Below are 25,922 nucleotides of genomic sequence, written 5' to 3'. Positions count from 1 at the left end.
ACAAATTTGTGGCTCTTTGTTTTTAGATTTAAATCGGATTACCATTCGTAACCTACACCAGCACCTACAGTCCATTGACCACGAGTATCTGCTGCACCATTTACGTTTGATGACCAATGACCATTGTCAGAGTTACGAGACGCTTTGATTGCAATCGCGCTTTCACCACGGTGGTGAGCAACCCCAGTTGATACCATGCTCTTACCATCTTTACGAGCAGATGGAGCTGAGGCAATTGCTGCAACGCCAGCAATACCTGCGCGAGATTTACGGTCAACATCATGAACTTTCTTATTTAAAGTATTAATTGCTTTAGTATTGTTAGCGATGTTTTGAGTGTTTGTAGCAATATTTTTAGTATTGTTAGCCACATCAGTTTTCACTTTATTTAATTGTGAAACATTAACCGCATCGTTATCATTTTCACCATTTGCAACGCTGATAACTTTTTTGTTACCTGCATTAATTCCGTTTTGATCAATTTTGATATTGGAATTATTAATGGTATAAGAATTTGCTTTGATGTCTTTTTTGGTACTAACAGTATAGGTTTTTACTTGGTTAGCATCATCGTGAGTTTCTTCTACATCGATGTTATCACCAGCTTTTACTTTTACATCACCTGCGCGAACTCGTATGTTCTCGATACGTTTTTTATTTTCACCAACTTGCTCGGCGACCATATAAAGTTGTGAACCATTGATTGCGTCAGTAGATGTTTTGGAGATTTCACCCGCACCAACATTAACAATTTGACGAGTAAATTGTTCATTGCCTACTGAACCAACGGAGACTGTCCCAGTCGCATCTGTTCCAGCAAAGCCATTATAAGAAATACCATTTATAGTAGCGTCATTTACTGCAGCTGCCAGTTTTGTTTCTGAAGCATTACCTAACGCCACACTTGAGCCGTGAGTTGCACTTGCTTTATCACCAATTGCAACAGCATAACCTGCAGTTGCTTTCGATTTGTCACCAACAGCTATTGATGCTATACCTGACGAAGTTGCATTTGAACCTGTTGCAATAGCAGATAATCCCGCCGCAGTTGAGCCAACTCCAGTTGCAATTGAACCAATACCTGACGCCTTACTTTCATAACCAACAGAAATACCTTGATAATGTGCAGAGGCACCAGCGCCAATAGAAACACCTCTAATTTCAGAACTTGTATTCGCACCAATCGCAATAGAATCCTCTGCTTTAGCTTTAGAATTTACGCTGATTGCAACGCTACGAACACCTGTAGCAGTTGAACTATCACCTACAGCAGTAGCAAAAACAGCGGTTGCATTTGTAGATTCTCCGACTGCGACTGAAGATTTAGCAGTGGCATTGGAATCATTACCAATTGCGACTGATGAATCTTCTTTTGCTTGTGCACCAGAACCAACAGCTAGAGAACTTTCACCGCCAGCTAATGATTTTGATCCAAATGCATTTGCATTAGCTTTAAGTGCTTTTGCTGATTCACCAATAGCAACTGTTTCCGCTGCTTCAGATTTAGCATTCGTACCAATTGCAATCAAATTTGCAGGTTTATTAGAATTTGCTGCGGCTGGGTTGGTTACATGAGCTTTAGCTCCTACACCAATTGCAAGTGCATTAAGGCCATCTGCAGTAGATTGAGTACCAATAGCTGTAGAGTTTTCACCATTTACATTATTGTTATTACCTAGAGCTAGAACTTCTTTTCCTAAAACGACGTTGTTTAAACCAAATACACTTGCTTTACTTGTGTTTTTATCTACAACAACATCTTTTTCTGGTGTACCTGTTACACGTTGAGCACCAACTTTATTGTGAGCACCAAATCCAAGAGAATGATCGGCATAAACTTTGTTATCATCACCAACACTTTGGGTAAAATGACCATATGCATCATTCCCATCACCAATCGCATTGGCTTGTTCACCTTTTACCACATTTTGATTACCGATGGCAGAACTTGAACCTTGGCTTTCTTCAGCTTCAGCAGCAGGAATAGAATAGATTTGGTTTTGCTGACCAATAGCCGTATGTCCAGGACCTTTAACGTTAGTTGCTTCTATTGTCTTGTTTGCATTAACAGCATCTTGTGTCGTGATATTCAGAATATTTCCATCAGCAGCATTCGCTATAGCAACATTCACCCCAATAATTAATGCCGTGATAGCATTAAATTTAAAATTTTTCATATGTCCTCGCTTGAGTTTCTTCTTTAATTACATAAATGTGATAAAAGAATTTCATTAGAGCAGTGTAAATATACATAAATACTATATAGGACGCATTGAAGAATGGATTAACTGTATGATTTTTAATCTCTTATTTTTCAGATATTGAAAATCTTATTTTTATCTATTCAGTAAACGATTGCGTACCTACACAAGATTATAGATAGGTTTTTTTGTATAGAAAAGTAAATAGCATGTTTATTTTGTAAAGAATTGTAAAGAGTTGTAAAGAGTTGTAAGTATTATTTAAATATCGCTCATTTCTAAGGTTGAAATACGAAAATATATTTCCTTATTTAAGTTAAGGATATTTTAAATTTAAAAAGAGCGGTCAATTTGCAAGAAGATTTTCAAGATTGAGAAAAAATCCTGTATAATCTCAGAAATTTTTTGTTCAATTTTAAGCTTTTGTAACCGAATGATCGAAACCTCACAAACCATTCCTGAACTCGTTTCATGGGCGAAAGAGCGGGAATTTTCGTTAAATCTGCCAACAGAGCGCTTAGTGTTTTTATTGGCTATTGCCATTTATAACAATGAACGTTTAGATGGCGAGATGCTAGAAGCCGATTTAGTGGATATTTTCCGCCATACAGCCAATGCCTTTGACCAATCAACGGACGCGATTGCCACTCGTGCCAATAATGCTATTAATGAATTGGTGAAGCAGCGTTTTCTTAACCGTTTCAGCAGTGAATTTACGGAAGGGCTTTCCATTTATCGTCTCACCCCACTGGGTGTTGGCGTATCAGATTATTATATTCGTCAGCGTGAATTTTCTGCATTGCGTCTTTCTGTACAGCTTTCTATTGTGGCTGATGAAATTCAGCGTGCATCTGATGCAGCAGAAGAAGCTACAGCAAAAGGGGAGAATGAGCACTTTTGGCGCAGGAATGTTTTTGCTCCGTTAAAATATTCAGTAGCAGAGATTTTCGATAGTATCGATTTATCACAACGCGTGATGGATGAAAATCAACAAAGCATTAAAGAAGAAATTGCCAATTTACTTACCAAAGATTGGCAGGCGGCAATTTCTAGCTGTGAACGTTTATTAGATGAAACCTCAGGCAATTTACGTGAGTTACAAGATACCTTAAATGCGGCAGGTGATAAGTTACAGGCTCAATTATTACGTATTCAAGATTGTGTAATTGGTCACGATGAGCTGTATTTTATTGAACAATTAATTACCGATTTACAATCCAAACTTGACCGTATTATTAGCTGGGGACAACAAGCCATCGATTTATGGATTGGTTATGACCGTCACGTGCATAAATTTATCCGTACCGCCATTGATATGGATAAAAATCGCGTATTCTCACAACGTTTGCGTAATTCTATCCACAGTTATTTCGATCATCCTTGGTTCTTGTGGACAGCTCAAGCAGAACGTTTGGTCGATCTGCGAGATGAAGAAATGGTATTGCGTGAAGATGATGCATTGGGTGAATTACCAGAAGAATTGCAATATGAGTCTTTAGCTGATTTGCATGATCAAATCGTAGAGCATATGCAAGACTTACTCATTCAATACCGTGAAAATAATCGTCCAATTGATTTAAGTTTGGTCTTAAAAGAACAATTAGAAGCTTATCCACTTTCTCGTCATTTTGATGTGGCACGTATTATTGTGGATCAAGCAGTGCGTTTAGGTATGGCAAATGATGATTTAGCCGGTCTCTATCCGCAATGGCAGGAAATTAACGATTACGGCGCAGAAGTGCAGGCGCATGTGATTGATAAATATTAATTTCGTGGCTTACCCAAAACGAATTCATAAAATGAGAAATTAACCATGACAGATATTCAAGATGTAATTTCCCCGAAATTGGCAAATGCCATTGCTAATCCTATTTTCCCGGCAGTGGACAGCTTGTTGCGTTCAGGTCGCCATATCAGCACAGATCAATTAGATAATCATGCTTTTTTGATGGATTTCCAAAATGAGTTGGATGGCTTTTATCGCCGTTACAACGTGGAATTAATTCGTGCACCGGAAGGCTTTTTCTATTTACGTCCAAAAGCGACGACGTTAATCGCTCGTTCAGTGCTTTCTGAATTAGAGATGTTAGTAGGGAAGGTACTTTGCTATTTATATTTAAGCCCAGAACGTTTAGCACAGCAAGGTATCTTCAGTACACAAGAAGTCTATGATGAATTACTCAACTTGGCGGACGAAGGCAAATTATTGAAAGCCGTTAATCAACGTTCCAGCGGTTCAGATTTAGATAAGCAAAAATTATCTGAAAAAGTACGTGCGGCGATCGGTCGTTTACGCCGTTTAGGCATGATTCATACTGTGGGCGAACAGCATAGCGGTAAATTTACTATTTCAGAATCAGTTTTCCGTTTTGGGGCTGAAGTGCGTTCCGGTGATGATCCGTTAGAAGCGCAAACTCGCTTAATTCGTGATGGGGAAGCGGCAACACCGCAATCTCTCGAATTAGAAAAACAAGCAAAAGCGGCAAGCAATGCTGATGACCTTGATGATGAAGAAAGTGCGGTCGAAATTGATGAAGAATTTGATGATGCAGGAGAACAAGAATAATGTCTGATGTATTAGAACTTGAAAACGAAATCTATCAAGACGAACCTGAGCAATCAACCGAACAGGTTGAAGAAGAGTTTATTGCTCCTGTATTAAACCAACATAATGGGGTAGAACGCGGAAAATTCCGTTCACTCACCTTAATTAACTGGAATGGTTTCTTTGCCCGTACCTTTGATTTGGATGAATTGGTGACTACACTTTCGGGTGGTAACGGTGCCGGTAAATCCACAACTATGGCGGGTTTTGTGACAGCGTTGATTCCAGACTTAACCTTGTTGCATTTCCGTAATACCACAGAAGCCGGCTCGACAGGCGGCTCTCGTGATAAAGGGTTACACGGTAAATTACGTCCGGGCGTTTGTTACGCAGTATTGGATACCATCAACTCTCGTCACCAACGAATTCTCGTGGGGGTGCGTCTGCAACAAATTGCGGGTCGTGATAAGAAAGTGGATTTAAAAACCTTCTCGATTCAAGGTGTAGAATTATCCTTAAATCCGACCGCACTTTTCACCGAAACAGTCGGTGAACGTCAAGCACGCGTACTCAATTTAAATGAATTAAAAGACAAAATTGAAAATCTTGGTGCGCAATTTAAACAATATCATTCAATCACCGATTATCACGGTATGATGTTTGATTTGGGTATTATTCCAAAACGCTTACGTAGTGCTTCAGACCGTAGCAAATTCTATAAATTAATCGAAGCGTCTTTATACGGTGGTATTTCCAGCGCTATTACCCGTTCTTTACGTGATTACTTATTACCGGAAAACCTTGGTGTGCGTAAAGCATTCCAAGATATGGAAAGTGCATTACGTGAAAACCGTATGACCCTTGAAGCAATTAAAGTTACCCAATCTGACCGTGATTTATTCAAACATTTAATCACTGAAACCACTAATTATGTGGCATCAGATTATATGCGTAATGCCAATGAACGTCGTGGCAATATCGAAGCGGCTTTAGGTTTCCGTCGTGATTGGTATAAAGCAAAAGCTGAGCAAGAATTATCACAACATCGCTTAATTGACTTAAGCCGTGAAGCTGCAGAATTGGCAGAAAATGAACGTACTTTAGAAGTAGATCACCAAAGTGCGGCAGACCACTTGAACTTGGTATTAAATGCGTTACGTCATCAAGAAAAAGTATCGCGCTATCAAGAAGATGTGGCTGAGCTTACAGAAAAATTAGAAGAACAAAAAATGGTTGTGGAAACCGCAACCGAACAGCTTGAAGAAAGCCAAGCACAATTTGAGCAAACGGAACTTGAAATTGACCAAGTGCGTGCGCAACTTGCGGATTATCAACAAGCATTAGATGCACAACAAACTCGTGCATTGCAATATCAACAAGCGATTGCCGCGCTTGAAAAAGCAAAAACCTTATGTGGTTTAGCGGATTTAAGCGTGAAAAATGCGGAAGATTACCAAGCTGAATTTGCTGCCCATGCTGAAAGCCTTACCGAGCAAGTGCTTGAGTTAGAACATAAAATGTCTATTTCTGAAGCGGCTAAATCACAATTTGATAAAGCCTATCAGTTGGTGTGCAAAATTGCTGGTGATATGCCGCGTTCAAGTGCTTGGGAAAGCGCTAAAGAATTATTGCGTGAATATCCAACACAAAAAATTCAGGCGCAACAAACCCCACAATTACGCGCGAAATTACATGAGTTAGAACAGCGCTATGCTCAACAACAAAGTGCGGTTAAATTATTGGCTGATTTTAATCAACGAGCTGATTTATCTTTAGAAACCGCTGATGAACTCGAAGCATACCACGCTGAACAAGAAGAACTCATTGAAAGCTTGAATGAAGAACTTTCAGAGCAAGTAGAAAACCGTTCAACCTTGCGTCAAAAACGTGAAAGTTTGACCACACTTTACGAAGAAAATGCCCGTAAAGCACCGGCATGGTTAACTGCTCAAGCCGCTTTAGAACGCCTACAAGAGCAAAGTGGTGAAACCTTCGAGCATAGTCAAGATGTGATGCATTTTATGCAATCACAATTGGTGAAAGAACGTGAGCTGACTATTCAACGTGACAGTTTAGAGAAACAGCGTCAACAATTAGATGAGCAAATTTCTCGTTTAAGCCAACCAGATGGTTCAGAAGATGCTCGCTTGAATGTGCTTGCAGAACGCTTTGGTGGTGTATTGCTTTCTGAATTGTATGATGATGTTCCAATTGAAGATGCACCTTATTTCTCAGCACTTTATGGTCCAGCTCGTCATGCTATTGTTGTGCGTGATCTCAACACGATACGCGAACAATTAGCTAATTTAGAAGACTGTCCGGATGATTTATATTTAATCGAAGGTGACCCAAATGCCTTTGATGACAGCGTACTTTCAGCCCAAGAGCTTGAAATGGGCGTTGTGGTGCAAGTGTCTGATCGTGAATTACGTTATTCAAAATTCCCGCAAATTCCATTATTCGGTCGTGCTGCACGTGAAAAACATTTAGAAGAATTACAAGCTAAACGTGATGAAATTGCGGAAGAATATGCACAAATCGCCTTTGATGTACAAAAATGTCAACGTTTACACGAACACTTTAGTCAATTTGTTGGCTTACATTTAGCCCTTGCGTTCCAACCAAACCCAGAAGAGGTGATGGCGGAAATCAATCAAGAACGCAATGAAATTGATCGTGAGCTTAATCAATTCTCAAGCACCGAACAACAAATTCGCATTAAATTGGATAATGCCAAAGAAAAAATGCAATTGTTGAATAAGTTAATGCCACAGCTTAACTTGCTTGCTGATGAAGAATTACTTGATCGCATTGAAGAATGCCGTGAACAATTAGACATTGCTGAGCAATATGAAAGCTTTATTCGTCAATATGGCGTTGCGTTGTCACAATTAGAGCCGATAGCCAATACCTTACAAAGTGATCCAGAAAACTATGAGCGCTTAAAAGCTGATTTAACCCAAGCGGTTGAACGTCAAAAACAAGTACAACAACGTGTATTTGCTTTAGCGGATGTAGTACAACGTAAAAATCACTTTAGCTATGAAGATGCTGGGCAAGCAGAAACATCAGAGCTTAATGAGCAACTTCGTCAACGTTTGGAACAATTGCAGTCACAACGTGATGCTCAACGTGAACAATTACGTCAAAAACAAAGCCAATTTGCACAATACAATCAAGTATTTATCCAATTGCAAAGTTCTTATGACAGTAAAAATCAGTTGTTGAAAGAATTAATTGCTGAGATTGGTGAATTGGGCGTGCGTGCTGATGAAGGGGCAGAGGAACGTGCAAGAAATCGTCGTGATGAGTTGTATCAACAACTTTCAACCATCCGTCAACGTCGTTCTTATGTCGAAAAACAGTTAACGCTTATTGAAAGCGAAGCGGAGAACTTAAATAAACGTATTCGTAAAGCGGAACGTGATTATAAAACTCAACGTGAATTAGTTGTGGCAGCGAAAGTTAGCTGGTGCGTGGTTCTGCGTTTATCTCGAAATTCTGATGTGGAAAAACGACTCAATCGTCGTGAGTTGGCTTATTTATCTGCTGATGAGTTACGTTCAATGTCGGATAAAGCATTAGGTGCGTTACGTACAGCTGTGGCTGATAATGAATATCTCCGCGATGCATTACGTATTTCTGAAGACAGCCGCAAACCAGAAAATAAAGTCCGCTTCTTTATTGCTGTATATCAACATCTTCGTGAACGTATTCGTCAGGATATTATTAAAACGGATGATCCGATTGATGCAATTGAGCAAATGGAAATTGAGCTTAATCGCTTAACAGAAGAATTGACTGGCCGTGAGAAAAAATTGGCGATTAGTTCTGAAAGTGTGGCAAATATTATGCGTAAAACCATTCAACGTGAACAAAACCGTATTCGCATGTTAAACCAAGGTCTACAAAATATTGCCTTCGGTCAAGTGAAATCGGTACGTTTAGTGGTCAATATTCGCGATACACATGCGATGTTGCTTGATGCGCTGTCAGGTAAACAAGAAGAATATCAAGATTTATTCAGTGATAACCGTATTACCTTCTCTGAAGCCATTGCGAAACTTTATCAACGCATTAACCCGCATATTGATATGGGGCAACGCACAGCACAAACTATCGGTGAAGAATTATTAGATTACCGTAATTACCTCGAGTTAGAAGTTGAAGTATTCCGTGGTGCAGATGGTTGGTTACGTGCTGAAAGTGGCGCATTATCAACAGGTGAAGCGATCGGTACGGGTATGTCAATCCTATTAATGGTTGTACAAAGCTGGGAAGAGGAAAGCCGCCGTATTCGCGGTAAAGACATCGTGCCATGTCGTTTACTATTCTTGGATGAAGCTGCACGTTTAGATGGTAAATCCATTTCCACCTTGTTCGAACTTTGTGAACGTTTGGATATGCAATTACTTATCGCAGCACCGGAAAACATTAGCCCTGAAAAAGGGACAACCTATAAATTGGTGCGTAAAATCGCCGGCAACCAAGAACAAGTTCATGTGGTTGGTTTGCGTGGCTTTGGCGCAACAGAGTAGTTTTTTAAAGCGGTCAACGCAATTGGCCGCTTTTTTCATTGTTATTATTATGAGAATTTAGGACGAATTATGCACAACCTTATTTTTGCCATTCTATGTAGTGTCGCGGTATCGGTGTTACTCAAAGTTGCGCGCAAGAAAAATATCATTATCGAACAAGCAATTGCGTTTAACTATATTGTCGCCATTTCATTAAGCTATTTCTTACTCAAACCTGATTTCAAGGGATTAGAATTTACCGAATATCTAGCACAAAGTGATAGCACTCCTATTTTCCTGGCGTTAGGTATTTTATTACCAACCGTATTTATCATTATGTCTAAAGCCGTTGAATTTGCGGGTATCGTGCGTTCAGATGCAGCACAACGCTTATCGTTATTTCTACCGATTGTTGCCTCTTTTATTATTTTCCATGAAACATTAAGTCAGCCTAAAATTGTTGGCATTATTTTAGCATTCATCGGTTTATTCTGTATTTTGAACAAATCGAATGAACAAAGTGCGGTCACTTTTAAAGGTATTTTAGGCTTAATCGGTGTTTGGTTTGGCTATGGCACCATTGATATCTTATTTAAACAAGTGGCCAAAAGCGGGGGAGCATTCCCAACCACATTATTCATCGCTTTCTCATTAGCCGCTTGTGTCATGTTCCTGTATTTATTCCTAAAACGCACTCAATGGACTGTGCCAAGCTTTATTGGTGGAATCATTTTAGGTGTATTGAATTTCTTTAACATCCTGTTTTACATTAAAGCGCACCAAAGCTTCGGACAAAACCCAACCTTAGTTTTTGCGGGAATGAATATTGGTGTTATTTGTTTAGGCACCATCACCGGCGCATTTTTCTTCAAAGAAAAAATCAGCAAAATCAACTGGTTTGGTGTTCTTGTCAGCCTTTCAGCAATTTTCTGTTTATATTATTTAGATAAAATTTTGGCTTAATTATGGCAAACAATTTTAGTTTTTTTATCTACGATTACGAAAGTTTTGGTATCAATCCGGCAAGTGATCGTCCTGCTCAATTTGCTGGTATTCGTACCGATGCAGATTTCAATATCATTGGTGAGCCTATTATGTTGTATTGCAAGCAAACCAATGATTATTTGCCGGCTCCAGAGGCCGTAATGGTCACAGGAATCACGCCACAAGAATGTAATGAAAAGGGGATTCCTGAACCTGAATTTGCCGCAAAAATTCTAGCTGAATTTTCACAACCTAATACTTGTGTGATGGGTTACAACAACATTCGTTATGACGATGAAATGACTCGTTACACCTTTTACCGCAATTTTATTGATCCCTATGAATATAGCTGGAAAAATGGCAATTCTCGTTGGGATTTACTGGATTTGGTCCGGGCTTGCTATGCACTGCGTCCAGAAGGGATAAATTGGGCTTATGACGATGATGGTATGCCAAGCTTTCGCTTAGAAAAACTCACTAAAGCAAATGGTATTGAGCATGAAAATGCCCATGATGCGATGGCGGATGTGTATGCAACCATCGCTATGGCTAAATTAATCAAAGAAAAGCAGCCTAAATTATTTCAATTCTTCTTTAATCATAGAGGTAAAAAGGAAATTGAGAAACTGATTGATACCGCGGAAATGACACCATTAGTGCACGTTTCTGGCATGTTAGGGAATTATCGTGGCAATTGTGCTTGGGTGGCACCATTAGCATGGCATCCAACTAATCAAAATGCCGTAATCGTCTGTGATTTATCAGGTGATATAGATAATTTACTCAGTAAAAGTACGGTTGATTTGCGACAAGATTTATATACCAAGAAAAGCGAGTTAGAAGAAAGGGGAGTTTCATCAGTTCCATTAAAATTAGTTCATATTAATAAATGCCCAATTTTGGCGCCTGCAAAAACGTTACTGCCAGAAAATGCAGCTCGTTTAGGGATAGACAGACAACATTGCTTAGATAATTTAGCAAAATTGCGCCAATCCTTAGATATTCGCGAGAAAGTTATTGAAATCTTCTCAGAAGAACGTGAATTTGAGCCGAGCGATAATGTAGAAACGGAGCTTTATAACGGTTTCTTTAGCAATGCCGATAAAAACAATATGGCTATTTTACGTGATTTACCACCTGAAAAATTAGCTGAGCATGGTTTAGCATTTGAAGATAAACGAATTCCAAAATTGTTATTCCATTATCGTGCAAGACATTTCTATAAAACGCTAAATCGTGCAGAGCAAATCAAATGGCAAAAATATCGCCAACGTAAATTAGAACAAAGTGCGGTTAAATTTGAGGAAAGTTTACAACGATTAGCAGAGGAATATTCGGATAATCCAACCAAACTGAATTTACTGCAACAGGTTTATGAATACGGTACAAAACTGTTATCTTAACCTTATACATATCGTGACATAGTCACACAAATGCCATTCATCAAAAACGTAAATCTTAATCCCTGAGATTTACGTTTTTCTTTTTTAAATCTGATGATATTCACCTCATAAAATAACGCAGAATTCATGTAGCGTTGTCATTATTTGATACATATAAACGTCTTTATTTTTCCCTTACATAACAACTTTATAGTGTATAAATCATTATTTAATCTTATTGCAAAGTGTTATGAAACTAGATTTCGCATCGTTCGAGTGGTATTTGTGACCTGTGCATAACTCTGTGATCTTATTAATGCGTAGCTTTCACTAACCTTGTAATTGATTTCGCATAATGTATATTATGTTAAATTGTATATATAAATATGTCACAAATCAATATAAGTGACTATCCTATTTCATGCATTACTCAAAATAAGGTGATTTTGGGTTGTGGGTATAAAAGAAATAAATGGATGTCTTTGAAATGGAATAATTAGAATTAGTATGAAATTTGTAGATAACGCTATGTGAATTCTGAATACAATTGCGTACATTAATTCTGCAGATTTCATTATTCTTGATCTGATAATGAGAATTTATTTTACATATATCACCTAAATGAGAATAATTAACATTGATTTCTCTTTTGTTATTAGTGACTTATAAAAATAATTTTAAAAAAATACTTGACTATTCTCATTTGTGAGATTAGAATGCACACCGATGACAAGTTAAGCAGTCTTGTTTTTATTTTTAATCTCTACTTAATAAGGAAAGGAGTTGGTTATGCTTAATAAAGCAATCGCAGATAAGTTAAATGAACAAATCAATTTAGAGTTCTACTCTTCTAATGTTTATTTACAAATGAGTTCTTGGTGTAGCAAGCACGGTTATGAAGGTGCTGCAGCATTTTTACTTCGTCATGCTGATGAAGAATTAGAACACATGCAAAAATTATTCAAATATGTGAGTGAAACAAGTGGTATGCCACTTTTAGGTAAAATTGACGCACCTAAGAATGACTACAAATCACTTAAAGAAGTATTTGAAACCACACTTGAACATGAAAAACTCGTTACTTCTAAAATTAATGAATTAGTTGAAGTGACTTTTGCAAACAAAGACTATTCTACTTTTAACTTCTTACAATGGTACGTTGCAGAACAACACGAAGAAGAAAAATTATTCAATAGCATTATTGATAAATTTAACTTAGTAGGTGAAGATGGTCGTTCGCTTTACTTTATCGATCGTGATTTAGCAACATTATAATTTTAGAAGGAGAATACAAAATGTTATCAGCAAACGTAATCAAATTATTAAATGATCAAATGAACCTTGAGTTCTACTCTTCAAACCTTTACTTACAAATGAGTGCATGGTGCGAACAAAATGGTTTTGAAGGTGCAGCTAAATTCTTATCAGAACACGCTGCAGAAGAAATGCAACACATGCGTAAATTATTCACTTATTTAAATGAAACTGGTGCATTAGCGGTAATCACTGCAATTGAAGCGCCTGCGCATGAGTACAAATCATTAAAAGAAATCCTTGAATTAACTTATGAACACGAAAAATTGATCACAAGTAAAATCAATGAATTAGTGGGTAAAACTTTTGAAGAAAAAGACTACTCTGCATTCAATTTCTTACAATGGTATGTTGCAGAACAACACGAAGAAGAGAAATTATTCAGCGGTATTTTAGACAAATTAAATCTTCTTGGCGAAGATGGCAAAGGCTTATTCTTAATCGATAAAGATTTAGGTAACCTTGCTGGTCAAACCGCTTAATTAGATAATCATAAAGCTTAGTAGAAATACTAAGCTTTTATTTTACTCATAAATTGTGACAACGTATCAAATTATTTTAAACTTCCCTTTCATCTTTGAATACAAGTTGATGAAATTTAAAACAACCACACGTTTTTAATGAAATTTTACTTGCAACGAAGTAAGATAAACGTATAATTCAGAACAACCCAAATGCCTGGGTGGCGAAATTGGTAGACGCAGCGGATTCAAAATCCGCCGGTGAATAACCGTGTCGGTTCGAGTCCGACCCTAGGCACCACAGAATTTATAAGCTCTGAAGTTATTCAGGGCTTTTTTATTAGCTAAAGTTAATCAATATGACAGAACAAAACCAAGATAAAAAACAGACTTATAATTTCAATAAATTACAAAAACGTCTTCGCCGTAATGTAGGTAACGCAATTGCTGATTTTGGTATGATTGAAGATGGCGATAAAGTGATGGTTTGTCTTTCTGGTGGTAAAGACAGTTATACACTTCTCGATATTTTATTAAATTTACAACAAAGCGCACCGATTAAATTTGATATCGTTGCAGTTAATTTAGACCAAAAGCAACCAGGTTTTCCCGAGCATGTTTTACCTGAATATCTGCAAAGTATTGGTGTGGATTATAAAATCGTTGAAGAAAATACTTATGGTATCGTAAAAGAGAAAATTCCAGAAGGTAAAACAACATGTTCTCTCTGCTCTCGCCTACGCCGTGGTATTTTATACCGTACGGCAACTGAACTTGGCGCAACAAAAATTGCACTTGGTCATCATCGTGATGATATGCTGGCTACCCTGTTTCTGAATATGTTCTACGGTGGGAAACTAAAATCGATGCCACCGAAATTAATTTCAGATGACGGCAAGCAAATCGTGATTCGTCCATTGGCTTATTGTAAAGAAAAAGATATTGAAAAATATGCCGTAGCCAAAGAATTCCCAATTATCCCTTGTAATTTATGTGGTTCACAACCTAATTTACAACGTCAAGTAGTGAAAGAAATGCTGAATACTTGGGACCGTCAATATCCTGGACGTTTAGAAACCATGTTTAGTGCGATGCAAAACATTACGTTGTCACACTTATGTGACCCAAAACTCTTCGATTTCAAAGGCATTAAACATGGTCAATCACTTGATGGCATTGAAGGGGATACCGCATTTGATGAAGAACGCATCGAACCAATGAAATTTGATGATGAAGATGCCTCTGACTACTCCTATAATGAAATGATCAGCTTTAAAGAAGTGAATTAATATGATTATCGTACAAGGAAAACAAATCGAAACGGACGCCTTTGGCTATTTACTTAATATTGCTGATTGGAATGAGGATGTAGCAAAACACATTGCTCAGCTAGAAGATGTAGAACTGACTGAAGCTCACTGGGAAGTGATTTATTTTGTGCGTGATTTTTACCAAGAATATAACACCTCCCCTGCGATTAGAATGCTGGTAAAAGCAATGTCAGAAAAATTAGGTGCCGATAAAGGCAATAGCCGCTATTTGCAACGACTCTTCCCTGACGGACCAGCTAAGCAAGCAACCAAACTGGCGGGGCTGCCAAAACCAGCTAAATGCTTATAAAATAACGTAACCGCACGATAAAGAGCGGTTATTTTTTTGGAAAAATTTAAAAGAATTCTTATATTGAAAAAAGGGCGTTAAACGCCCTTTCCATTATTCATCACAGATTTCTTGCTGTACTGGTTCCATTGATTTCTTAATAGCTTCAGTTAATTTAACTTGATTCGTCATATCACCGTTTAGAATTTCACCACCGGTTGTCTTAGCTAGGCAATCCGTATTATTCCAAGGCGAATTTATATTGACGATATTAATTTTTAATTTGGGTCTTTCTTTCGCTTCTTTTTTAATAAGCTCACAGGCACTGCGATTCGTACAATCACCATTACCTTCGGTAATTAACACAATTAATGCTTCACGTTCTTTACCATCTACCATGGTTAATGCTTTTTGTAATCCTTCATAAATAGGTGTCCCAGGAACACGATGATTGCGTACCTGCATTTTATTAAGTTTGGCTTTTAATGTACTGCGTTGTGCTGCAGTAAATATGCCATGATTGGTAGCATAAGATGCTTTTTTAGAAGTAGATAAACAACTTTTTAGTTCAACCAAACCAATATCCACTGCCGTTGGGATATTATTAATTAATTCCGCTACCGATTTTTTGGATGCCACGGATCGATTTGGTTTGCGCTCCATGTAATAGATATCTTGTTGCGTGATTCCATATTTTGCTGGATTTCTTAATTTTTCGTCAAAAATTGCTACTTTTTTTGCGCTTTCTAATAAGGTATAGCGCATTCCTGAAGCATTATTAAAAATAATAGCCAGTTGCGGTGCATCAGTTGGTTTTTCCACTACTCGGCAGTTTTTCTTCGGTTCTGGTTTGGGCTCCTCTACTTTCGGTTCTTCTTTTGGTGGTTCTTGAACCGGCTCCGGTTTTGGTTCTTCCACTTTAGGCTCTTCTTTCGGTGGCTCTGGTTTAGGCTCTTCTTTCTTCGGTTCTTCGACCTTAGGTGGTTCTACTTTAGGCGGTACAACCGGTTCGCGATTGAGCCACCACCAAGCCAATAAGCCTAGTAGTAATAAAAGAAGCGGTAAAAGCCAATAGCACCAACGGTGTTTTGGTGCAGTAAGGGGAACAACTGGTGGTGGAGTCGGTGGTTCTACTTTTTTTCCAATACCCCAACCAGTAATAACTGGTTCATTATTTACTAAATAAATTTGACGGGTATCATGAGTCGCCCCTTCCACCAATTGAACTAACCAAGCACTTTGTTCAGGTGTTAGCACGCCTTTAGTAGTCAGCTCCCGATTCAATGTCATAATCGCATTTAGGCGTTGTTGAATCAGTGAAATTGTTGGTTTGAATCGCTTATCTTCTTGCATTTCTTGAGTAATCAAGACTGGCTGACCTTCTAGCTCGCTATACCATTCCACAGTAACCTGATCAGCTTTTATTTCAGGTTTTGCAAATAAAGTGGCGGTACTTGGTGGCAAATGGCTACGCAAGATTTTAATTATTTCATCATAATGGACAAGAAGTGCGGTCACATTTTGATTAATTTCTTGCAATTTAAAACGAGCTAGACGTTGCATAAGCGTTCCTTATTCACACTCATCAGTTTTAGTCATAGGTTTAATAGCTTGATTCACCATACTCACCACTTGTTTCTGATTATTTGCGGTAAATACTTTTCCGCCAGTAGCGCTAGCTACACAGTTGGCAGCTCTAGCCCCCCCAATATCAACCACATTCACTTTTAAACGCGGTTTTTGTCTGGCTATTTGATTTGCTAGGCCACAAATATCTGGTGTATTACAGTTATCTTTTCCATCACTTAAAATCAAAATGAAAGCATCGCGTTTTACTCCATCAACCATAGAGCTAGCAACCTGTAATCCGTTGTATAGTGGAGTACCGCTGCTGTCACCTTCTGCAGGTGTCATTGCTTGAATTTTAGCTTTAAGCGCATTACGTTTACCTGGTGAATAGAAACCATGATTGGTTGCAGCTGGACAAGTTCTTAATGAAACTAAGCCGATATCCACATTTTTACCAATACTATTAATAATGTTGGTAGAGGCTTTTTTCGCTGTAGATAAGCGATTTGGTAAGCGCTGCATATATTGAATTTCTTCATCGCTAGCACCATATGTCTCTGCACGTTGAATGAAGGCATCAATCGTTTGTGAGCTTTCCTGCATAGTAAAAAACATTGATCCAGAATTATCAAAGACCATCACCATTTGTGGTGTTTCACCTGGTTTGTATTTCGGCTTACACACTTTTTGTGGTGGTTGTTTAGGCTCTTTCTTCGGTGGCTCAACAACAGGAGGTTCTACTTTCGGCTCTTCCTTAATAGGCTCTTGAACAGGATCTGGTTTAGGCTCCTCAACCTTTGGTTCCTCCTTTGGAGGCTCCGGTTTAGGCTCTTCAACCTTTGGCTCTTCTTTTGGAGGTTCTGGTTTAGGCTCCTCAATTTTTGGTTCTTCTTTTTTCGGTTCTTCTACCTTAGGCGGTTCCACTTTAGGGGGAACAACAGGTTCACGATTAAACCACCACCAAGCCAATAAACCGAGTAGTAATAAAAGAAGCGGTAATAACCAATAACACCAACGGTGTTTAGGTGCAGCAACAGGAACAACCGGTGGCGGAGCCGGTGGTTCTACTTTTTTTCCAATACCCCAACCAGTAATAACGGGTTCATTATTTACTAAATAAATTTGACGGGTATCATGAGTTGCCCCATCCACTAATTGATTTAACCAAGCACTTTGCTCTGCACTAATGCTACCTTTTTGGGTTAAATTTTGAGTAAGTGCCGATATAGCATTTAGACGTTGTTGGATAACAGGAGAGATTTTTTGTAATGCAGCTTTACCTGATTCATTTTCAGGTATCAGATAAGGTTGACCTTCCAACTCACTATACCATTCTACAGTTACTCGATCTGATTTGATTTCAGGTTTAGCGAATAAAGTAGCTGTGCTCGGTGGAAGATGAGCTCTCACAATTTTAAGTATTTCATCGTAATGTTCAAAAAGCACGGTTGCATTTTGATTAATTTCTTCTAGTTTAAAACGAGCTAAACGTTGCATAAATCCCTCTACATTTGAGTCGTATTATTGGAATAAAAACTGTCAATATTCTTATTCCAATAATAAGGGCTGATCTTTTTTTCAAGATCAGCCTTTACAATTATTTAACAGCAAGCGCTTTTTTGTAAGCAGTCAACTTACGCTGTAACGTTTGCAATTCTTTTGCTTTAGCTTCATCAGATGCACTAGAAGTATTTACCTGCTTCATTTGTTGTTCTACATCTTGAATTTTTGCTAATAGGTCGCTATTACCTTGAGCTTTTTGTTTAAGCAAGGCTGCATCATTTTGCAATTCTTTATTTAAATTAACCAATGCAGCTTTTTTCTGATTAAGTTGCTTGGTTGATTTATTTTTTGCTTCTTGAGCTCGTTTATTTTTAGCTTGCAAATCAGCATTTTGGGCTTGCTCTTGTGATAACTCGCTTTCTTTACGCTGTACTCGGGTATCATAGCTACCTGAATTCACACAGGCCATTTTACCCCAAATACTTTGCTCCACATTTGGATCACATTCTTCAGGCGTCGCAGAACAAGCAACTAATAAAGCACAAGCAGAAAGTGCGGTGAATAATTTAATCGTTTTCACGCTAACTCCTTACCCAACTTGAATTGCAGAGCGCTGTTTCACCTGTGCTTGTAATGCTTGTTCATAGGTTGAAACCTGTTTTCTTAATTGAGAAATTTCTTGATCCAATCTCTTGCTTGAAGCACCAGAAGAACGTTCAGCTTTAGCTGTATCGCTAAGCATATTTAAATTGGATTTCATTACACTCAAACGTTCTTTTGCAGCTTTAATATCAGCATCTACTTGAGCTAATTGTTGTTTAGCTTCTGCTTTTTGAATTGTTCCGGATTTTAATTGACTATTCACTTTAGCAATCAATTGATTGTTTTTAGCCGTAGCAGCGTTTAATTTTGCTGTGGATTTTTGTACCATCTGTGAATTTTGACGAACATCAGCAATATAAGCATTCAAACGATCTTCTTTTTTCACATAAGTTTTACGTTGTTTTTCTAAATAGTAGTTAGCACTCATACCAGCTGCACAGCCTGCTGCTCCACCAATTGCGGCACCAGCTACAGTACTTTCAGTATCACCACCCGTCAATAATCCTGTTAAAGCACCTAATGCAGCACCTCCTGCAGCACCCCAAGCACAAGAACCCCAGCCTGATGAGCTAAAAAATTTAGCATCATCACCGCTATCTAAGCTGCTTGAACTACTACCTGTACCAGCACAGCCTGCAAGGGCTAATGAACTAGATAAAATTAGTACACCAAAGGTCTTTTTCAATTTCATAAGATTTTCCTTATTTATCATTAGTGAGTTTGAGGTTTAATTTGATTACATTGCTGTAACCATTGTTCTCGGGTAATTTTGCCATTCTGATAATATTGGCTTAAATGTTTCCAATATAAATCAAGGTACTGGCTCAAATTCGTCGCTTGTCCATTAGCAAGTTTTTTCTCACTCATCATGGATTTTGTTCTTTCTACTTGTTCTTTTACATTAGCAAGGCTATAAGTGTCAAATGTACTAGTAATTGTGCCTGCATAATATTGAACAACAAAGTCTCTGGCTTTTTCTGCTTCTTGTAAACGTTGTTTAAAATCAGCTTCTTTTTGCTGATAAATTTGTTTTAAATCGGCATCCTGTTCATTTTTTATTTCTTCTGCAAAAGCTTTTACTGCTGTTTCTTGCTGTTCTACTTCAGCCTGCAAATCAGAAACATTAGCACAAAGGAATCCACCTAATTGTAAGGCCGAACGAATTGCGGCATCTCTCTGCTCATCTCGTGCTTGGTTTGCTGCCCGCAATTCATCTTTGGTTTTAGTGATTTCTTGTTTAAGTTTTTCATCTTCAACGTTCGACGCTAATTTTTCCAGTTTACCGACAATATTTGGATCATTACTCTCTTTACTATCTGAACCTAAAGCAGACCATTCTTGACGTAATTGATTAATACGATTATTTGATGTTAATAAAGGTGCGGTAATTGCTACACGGAATCCCATATCTTTTTTCTTCATCGCGCCATTATTATCGTAATAAGGAACCTCAATACGTGAAGTATTGTTGACTTCACTTTCTCCTTTAATATAGCTTCCACCTCGGGCAATCATGCCTCCCTCCTGACCATGATAGCGGCTTAGCTTATTAGCACGAAAACCGTCAAATACCATTTCAGAAACATTCCCCAATGTATCAAATAAACCAAGTGGATTCGGCTCAAGTAAACCGATAACTTGCAAACGACCATTAGCATTTTTAGATGACCATGCATAACGAGCTATACCATCTGGCATAGGAAAGGTATTTTCACGGAATGCAGCTTCATCAACCGCAACCCCACCTCGAGAAGCAAATTCCCATTCAGCATTAGTTGGCAAACGGACAAAACCTTTACTTCCATCTTCCGTTGGAAGTTTATCGGCTGCATTTTTAAGTAGCCATTCATTATATTTATGGGTAAATTCTACCGCATCAAACCAACTCATATTAATTGCGGGTAAACTGGTTTTCATATTTACTGAAGGACATTGCTCGCCTTTCATTACGGCATTAAACTGAGCTTCTGTCACCTCATATTTTCCCATTAAGAAATAGCGTTCTTGTTTTTCATTGGCAAAACTACCCGAAATATAATTTGGCGTAGCATATTGTGCATAACCATCTTCATCATTGCTATTACCGCCGAGAGTGACTTTAATATCTTCTAATGGTTTTTTAGTGTTAGTTTTAATTACTCGAAAAATCATACTCCCTTCACAAGGCATGGGTAATACAATATCACCATCTAATTTTTTCGGATTAAAAAATTTTTCTTCCCAAGGTTGGGCTGAAACAGCCGTACTGGCCATAATTAATGCTAATAAAGAAAAGCGATATTTAAACATCTCGCAGACTCTCCGCAGGTTGAATTTTTACTGCGCGAACTGCCCCTATAGCAGCAACCACGCCAGCAAGTAGAAAAGAGAAAATAAAAGCCAAGCATAAATGTATTGGAGCCAAACGGCTAACAAAATGGGAGCCACTTAAGCTTGTTCCTAGTATTTGATTAAATAATTGACTGCCAAACAAATACAGCCCATAAGATAAAATGAAAGCAATACTACTGAGTACGATTGCTTGAAAAACTAAATAAATACCAACCGCACTTTGTTGAAAACCTATTAACCGTAAAACAGCAATATCCTTACGTTTTCGATCAATATTTGCAAGAAATGCGCCAATAAGAGATAGCACGCAACCCACCACAGAGGTAAAAGCAATGACCATAAAAATAACATTTAATACACTATCAATCGCTTTTACATTTTCAATCGCTTTGGATTCTGTTCGAGTATCAATATGAAATTGTTCACGTAGCTTTAGTGCTAGAGGTGCGACATCATCCAAACTTTTAGCATAAATTCTCGCTCTAGCAAAATTTTTACGGAGTTTATCATTTGGCTTTCCACTTGCTGCAGGGAATAGTTCCGTTTTCATACCATCGCGAAAGTCTTCAACACCAATTAATAATGACATGGGCACAAAAATTGCAGCACGAGGAAATTGTTGCTCATTTAAAATAGCCTGCACTTTTAATTGCAATAATGCCTTTTCTTCTTGTCCATTTTCATTTCGAGTTGCAACTAAAGTAATACTTTCACCTTGTTTAGCTTGTAGTTTTTCTGCACTTAATGCACTTAAAATAATGGAGTTCTCATTTTGCAAAGATTGTTGAGTAATTGGGTCGTCTGAAGTTGTTGGAATTAATTCCACATTACGAACAAAATTTGCCTCTTTCTTCAAATCAATAATTGTATTAAGTGAGCGCGTTAATGGAATCGAGAATTGGGTTTCCGGCTGTTGTTTAAGCCAATCAAACCAGTCTTGAGAAAGATTTAAATTACCAACAATTTTAATTTCTAAATTGGTTGGATCATTAACCAATTGATGACGTAATTGAGAAACAATGCCATATTTCAAACTAAATAGAAGCAATAAAGGAGCAATTACCGCTACCAATGAAGCAATAATACAAAAAGAAACCTTACGATCATAGAAAATATCGTTTAGTGCTAATTTTGCCAATAATGTAAATCTATTTTTCATCAAGATACCCTATTCTTGCGAGTCATTATTGGCTTGTTCAATAAAACAAGACTGACGTAAAGACATATCCAATTTTGCACTAAAAGTACGAAGTTCATTACGTTGCACTAAATCCCAATCATGAGTCACTAGCAGCACGGCTATTTTTTGCTGTTTTGCTAAGGATAGCATTAAATGAAATAAAACCTCTGAGTGATGGGGATCTAATGCAGATGTCGGTTCATCCGCTAATAATAAAAGTGGTTTATGGGCTATAGAGCGAACAAAAGCGACCCGTTGACGTTCACCTATAGAAAGCTGCTTTGGATATTTTGTCATTAAATGATTGATGTTTAGTTTTTCGCATAGATGATGTAACCAACTTTCATCAGCTAAAATCCCATTTGTTTGACAAGGTAGCAGAATATTTTGCCATACGTTTAAAAAAGGTAATAGCCCACCATTTTGTAACATAAAACCAAGATTTTTAGAGCGAATCTCAGCCAAAGTCTTTTGCTTATCACTCAGAATAAGGGGGGCTAAATCCATGCTTAACGTAGCTGAGCTCAATTCATATTGACTCAAGTTATCAGGTTTTAAAATTAGCCCCATCATTTCCAATAGCGTGCTTTTTCCACAACCGCTCGAACCACAAAGTGAAATGACCTCACCTTCAGCCAAAGATAAATGTGGTAGGGAAACCGTAAAACTTTGCTCCCCTTGTCCGCGAGTTATGGATAAATCTTTAATGGTTAGCACGCTATATCCTTTTCTATGGTAAAGCATCCAATGGTACTGGATATACATTATCGCGAGGATCTGCACCCTCTGATAAAGAAATCCAACGAGATTGGTCCTCGTTAAAAATACGATAATGACGTAACTTACTATGCAGATCGCGAATAAATTTCTCTTGCTCCTGCACACTCATACCTTTCCAAGTATCTTCATCAATTCCTGTCACTTGACTCTTATAAGGAATACCATCCAAATATTCACCAAGTAAACCTAAATCTGCCAATTTAGTTGATTTATCTTCCTTAATTTTATTTGGATCTTGTCCCATTGCAGCAGCTACTGAACGAAGTTGTGCAAACATATCTGTTGGTGAAATTAACCCACTATTTGCCGCATCCGCAATTTTCTTTACTACATCACTCAAATCACTTAATTGTGATTTAGTTAGTAATACTCGAGCCTCGGCAGTTGGGATTGTTGGTTTAGCAAAATCACGGTCACTCACCCAAGCTTTAAATACTGGTGGTGCTTTTGTACCTTTTACATCCCCTAAATATGCCAATTGCATTGCTTTACCTAATAAAACAGCATCTTCTTCAATTTCAGATTTTTTCGGGTCACTGCCTGTTTTTGTGGTGGCAGTTAATACGCTACCAGCAGCCTCTTCACCTGAGTAAGCCTGTTTTACCTGCTTAGTTAAAGCACTAGCAAGAGTATCTACTTTTTGCCCAAACTCATTCACATCTCCAGCATTGACCGGATAGTAAAGTGGTTTATTTAAATAATTATTAAAAGATAATTCATTATATTGTGCTTGAGCTATTTGATGATTATTTTTTCCAGATGGTGTTTTAAGATGTAGAGTATAAAGCGCAACACCTCGATGCTGAGCCTCTAAACGTAATTGTTTTGCATCTAATCCCGTAGTCGAAATTGGATTATCCCCTTCAATCGCACCGGCATCAGTAATCAATACTAAATAACGGCCTCCAAAATTATTCCAATTAATTTCATTTAATGCCTGTGATACACCGGCATAAGCATCTTCACTAAATTCTTTTGAAGAAACAGTAGCTTGTTTTAAATTTGCCACTTTATCCATGAAATCTTTACCATCTTTTACGGTACTTGGATCAACGAACATTTTCGAAGTGTACTCTAATCCAGGTACAGCTTTAGTGCTTGAACGGAATGCCACTAAACCAAATTTAACCTGCTTACCCAAGTTCTCTTTTTCGATTTTTTCATAAACTTTTTTAATGGCATCGCGCGTTCTATTGATGTAAGGGTCCATAGAAATCGTCGAATCAATAACAAATACTACAGCAGCGCTAAACCCAACAACTTCTTGAGGCTGGTTTTGACCTGTTTTGTTAGTTTGATTATTGTTTGTTGTGCTTGTAGTTGGTTGAGTGACCGGCTTATCATTTTTGCTGACAGATGCGACTTCTAACAAGCGCTCATAAAATCCTTGACTATCCATCACTTCTTCTCCCTGTAAAACAGGTAAGAGATAGAAGTTTTTTTGGAAATCTACAAATTCCTTTGGTTCTTCTGCTAACACTTTCTCACTACTTTTCTTTTGGGCAAGTTCAGCACGAATAGGCTCAACTGCTTTTGCTGGAGAATTGTCATTAATAATACTTTCAAGTGTTGCTTTATCCTTAAAGAACAATAAAGAACCCCGATCGGATGGGTTAGTAAAGACCATTGTCATTTGCATATTCCAAGGTACAGCACAATTAGCATCTAACCAACCGACAGTTTTACCGAAGCTATCTGGGCCTACCTGTAATAAAGCCTTATTTCCTACATTTTCCCGTTTATATACATAATAGCGGGAAAAAGCAGGAATTTTTTGACCGCTCTTAGCATCACTTTTTGCTAATAACTCACAACTTGGTGTACTTAACACACGTTGATAAAGTGTGGTTTTGCCCTCTTGCAGTAATGGTTTTATCTCCTCAGCAAAAACTGACGGAGACATGATTGCTGTTAAGCAACAAAGAGATAAAGTAGAAAGTCTTAACTGTTTCATTATTTTTTCAATGCCTCTAATTTTTCTTTCGCTGTCGCATTATTCGGATCATTACTTAATGCAGTTTCATACCAATAAATTGCTGTTTCCTTATCAGCTTGGAAACAAGAACTACCTTTTTCATATTCCTCCGCATAAGCCAGTGCAATCTCCACATTGCCACCTTGAGCTTGGTTGGCATAAAGTCGTTGAGCAATCGCACATTTATTTGCTTGTTTAGCCGAAGCAATAATTTCTAAAATTTGTTTTGGTTCTGGTTTAGTTTTCAAACAGCTCTGAATAAACGCCAATTCATCATTAGTATTTGTATCCACTGCACAGTCAGATTTTGCCACTGGCTCATCTTTCTTATTTAAGAAGAAATAAGCTCCAACTCCTCCCCCAATCAATAGGGCTAAAATTAAGGCAATTAAGCCGCCTTTACCTTTTTTCTTTTGCTCTACTGAAACTGGTACTTCAATATTCTCTACAGGCTCAGACTGTGTTTCATTTTGCGCTAAATCTTCAAATACTATAGCTGGTTCTGTTGATTGCTCATTTTCAGCTACAACAATGGGTTCTACCAAAGGCTCTTCAATAACTGGTTCTGGCTCAGCTTGCACATGACTTTGTACATTGTCTTCTCGACTGGAGTCACCACCAGCAAGAGACGCTAAGATATTACCAACCATTCTGACTGGGCCACTATCAACAATCGTACCGTCCTGTACATCACGGACAGACATCATATAACGTACATTACCGATCTGTTGAACAAGGCTATCAATTAGCCATTTACCAATAATACCTTGCAATACATCATTTTCTAAGGTTAATCCCTCCACCTTATGCCATACTGGTTCTGGATTCCATGGAGTATCATTGCCATTAAAATAGCAGCCATCCTGATTACGCTGTACTGCAATTTCAACTTCTGTACTACCACTCCATTTCATCGCAGTGAATTTAGCGTATCCTGGACGATCTTCCTCTAATTGAATTCGTAACATTTTCTATTCC

The 25,922-nt window shown here is 37.9% G+C and carries 19 protein-coding genes and 1 tRNA gene; 10 read left to right on the top strand and 10 right to left on the bottom strand.

The annotated features are described in order from the left end of the window. Window positions 1–38: 38 nt before the first annotated feature. On the bottom strand, window positions 39–2,177 hold the full coding sequence (locus INQ00_RS07710) for a YadA family autotransporter adhesin (RefSeq protein WP_197546706.1): 2,139 nt from the start codon (window positions 2,175–2,177) through the stop codon (window positions 39–41). Between the two features lie 457 nt (window positions 2,178–2,634). Between INQ00_RS07710 and mukF the strand changes: the two genes are divergently transcribed. From mukF to INQ00_RS07660, 10 genes are all read left to right on the top strand, one after another. After that, window positions 2,635–3,969, top strand: a complete 1,335-nt coding sequence (gene mukF / locus INQ00_RS07705; protein WP_197546705.1) for a chromosome partition protein MukF — start codon at window positions 2,635–2,637, stop codon at window positions 3,967–3,969. Between the two features lie 45 nt (window positions 3,970–4,014). Next, entirely contained in the window at window positions 4,015–4,767 is a 753-nt protein-coding gene (gene mukE, locus INQ00_RS07700; RefSeq protein WP_197546704.1) for a chromosome partition protein MukE, read from the top strand. After that, window positions 4,767–9,284: a chromosome partition protein MukB gene (gene mukB / locus INQ00_RS07695; RefSeq protein ID WP_197546703.1), complete on the top strand. Its 4,518-nt coding sequence runs from the start codon at window positions 4,767–4,769 to the stop codon at window positions 9,282–9,284. The genes mukE and mukB overlap by 1 nt, the downstream gene beginning before the upstream one ends. Window positions 9,285–9,353: 69 nt before the next feature. Further along, entirely contained in the window at window positions 9,354–10,226 is an 873-nt protein-coding gene (locus tag INQ00_RS07690) for a DMT family transporter (protein WP_193476045.1), read from the top strand. A gap of 2 nt (window positions 10,227–10,228) precedes the next feature. Next, a complete protein-coding gene (sbcB, locus tag INQ00_RS07685) occupies window positions 10,229–11,650 on the top strand; it encodes an exodeoxyribonuclease I (RefSeq protein ID WP_197546702.1) in 1,422 nt (473 codons plus the stop codon). Window positions 11,651–12,418: 768 nt separating this feature from the next. Then, window positions 12,419–12,904: a non-heme ferritin gene (gene ftnA / locus INQ00_RS07680; protein ID WP_005699391.1), complete on the top strand. Its 486-nt coding sequence runs from the start codon at window positions 12,419–12,421 to the stop codon at window positions 12,902–12,904. 20 nt (window positions 12,905–12,924) lie between these two features. Beyond that, window positions 12,925–13,425, top strand: a complete 501-nt coding sequence (gene ftnA / locus INQ00_RS07675; protein WP_197546701.1) for a non-heme ferritin — start codon at window positions 12,925–12,927, stop codon at window positions 13,423–13,425. Window positions 13,426–13,619: 194 nt separating this feature from the next. After that, a tRNA-Leu gene (locus tag INQ00_RS07670) sits at window positions 13,620–13,705 on the top strand. Between the two features lie 58 nt (window positions 13,706–13,763). Continuing rightward, window positions 13,764–14,693 carry a tRNA 2-thiocytidine(32) synthetase TtcA gene (gene ttcA / locus INQ00_RS07665; RefSeq protein ID WP_197546700.1) on the top strand — a complete coding sequence of 310 codons (930 nt, stop codon included), beginning with the start codon at window positions 13,764–13,766 and terminating at the stop codon, window positions 14,691–14,693. A gap of 1 nt (window position 14,694) precedes the next feature. Beyond that, window positions 14,695–15,024, top strand: a complete 330-nt coding sequence (locus INQ00_RS07660) for a TusE/DsrC/DsvC family sulfur relay protein (RefSeq protein WP_014065383.1) — start codon at window positions 14,695–14,697, stop codon at window positions 15,022–15,024. Between the two features lie 93 nt (window positions 15,025–15,117). Here the strand turns inward: INQ00_RS07660 and INQ00_RS07655 are convergent, their stop codons facing one another. The 9 genes from INQ00_RS07655 to INQ00_RS07615 all read right to left on the bottom strand — a co-directional run bounded on the left by INQ00_RS07655 (window position 15,118) and on the right by INQ00_RS07615 (window position 25,912). Next, window positions 15,118–16,566 (bottom strand): hypothetical protein, encoded by a 1,449-nt coding sequence (locus INQ00_RS07655; protein ID WP_197546699.1) that lies wholly within the window; start codon window positions 16,564–16,566, stop codon window positions 15,118–15,120. Window positions 16,567–16,575: 9 nt separating this feature from the next. Then, window positions 16,576–18,069: a VWA domain-containing protein gene (locus tag INQ00_RS07650; protein ID WP_197546698.1), complete on the bottom strand. Its 1,494-nt coding sequence runs from the start codon at window positions 18,067–18,069 to the stop codon at window positions 16,576–16,578. A 100-nt stretch (window positions 18,070–18,169) separates the two neighbouring features. Further along, window positions 18,170–18,655 carry a hypothetical protein gene (locus tag INQ00_RS07645; RefSeq protein WP_197546697.1) on the bottom strand — a complete coding sequence of 162 codons (486 nt, stop codon included), beginning with the start codon at window positions 18,653–18,655 and terminating at the stop codon, window positions 18,170–18,172. A 9-nt stretch (window positions 18,656–18,664) separates the two neighbouring features. Then, window positions 18,665–19,369, bottom strand: coding sequence for a coiled-coil domain-containing protein (locus tag INQ00_RS07640; RefSeq protein ID WP_197542038.1), 705 nt, complete (start codon window positions 19,367–19,369; stop codon window positions 18,665–18,667). A gap of 20 nt (window positions 19,370–19,389) precedes the next feature. Beyond that, the gene (locus INQ00_RS07635; RefSeq protein ID WP_197546696.1) at window positions 19,390–20,967 is read right to left on the bottom strand and encodes an SUMF1/EgtB/PvdO family nonheme iron enzyme; all 1,578 of its coding nucleotides are present in this window, start codon (window positions 20,965–20,967) and stop codon (window positions 19,390–19,392) included. Further along, entirely contained in the window at window positions 20,960–22,168 is a 1,209-nt protein-coding gene (locus tag INQ00_RS07630; protein ID WP_197546695.1) for an ABC transporter permease, read from the bottom strand. The genes INQ00_RS07635 and INQ00_RS07630 overlap by 8 nt, the downstream gene beginning before the upstream one ends. A 9-nt stretch (window positions 22,169–22,177) precedes the next feature. After that, on the bottom strand, window positions 22,178–22,906 hold the full coding sequence (locus INQ00_RS07625; protein ID WP_197546694.1) for an ABC transporter ATP-binding protein: 729 nt from the start codon (window positions 22,904–22,906) through the stop codon (window positions 22,178–22,180). A 13-nt stretch (window positions 22,907–22,919) separates the two neighbouring features. Continuing rightward, window positions 22,920–24,872: a vWA domain-containing protein gene (locus INQ00_RS07620; RefSeq protein WP_332103106.1), complete on the bottom strand. Its 1,953-nt coding sequence runs from the start codon at window positions 24,870–24,872 to the stop codon at window positions 22,920–22,922. 50 nt (window positions 24,873–24,922) lie between these two features. After that, window positions 24,923–25,912 (bottom strand): hypothetical protein, encoded by a 990-nt coding sequence (locus INQ00_RS07615; RefSeq protein ID WP_197546692.1) that lies wholly within the window; start codon window positions 25,910–25,912, stop codon window positions 24,923–24,925. Window positions 25,913–25,922 lie beyond the last annotated feature (10 nt).

Origin of the sequence: Haemophilus parainfluenzae (assembly GCF_014931275.1) — a bacterium.
Classification (GTDB): Bacteria; Pseudomonadota; Gammaproteobacteria; order Enterobacterales; family Pasteurellaceae; genus Haemophilus_D.
The sequence above is the reverse complement of the archived record's forward strand: the minus strand, read 5'-3'. Positions and strand labels throughout refer to the sequence as shown.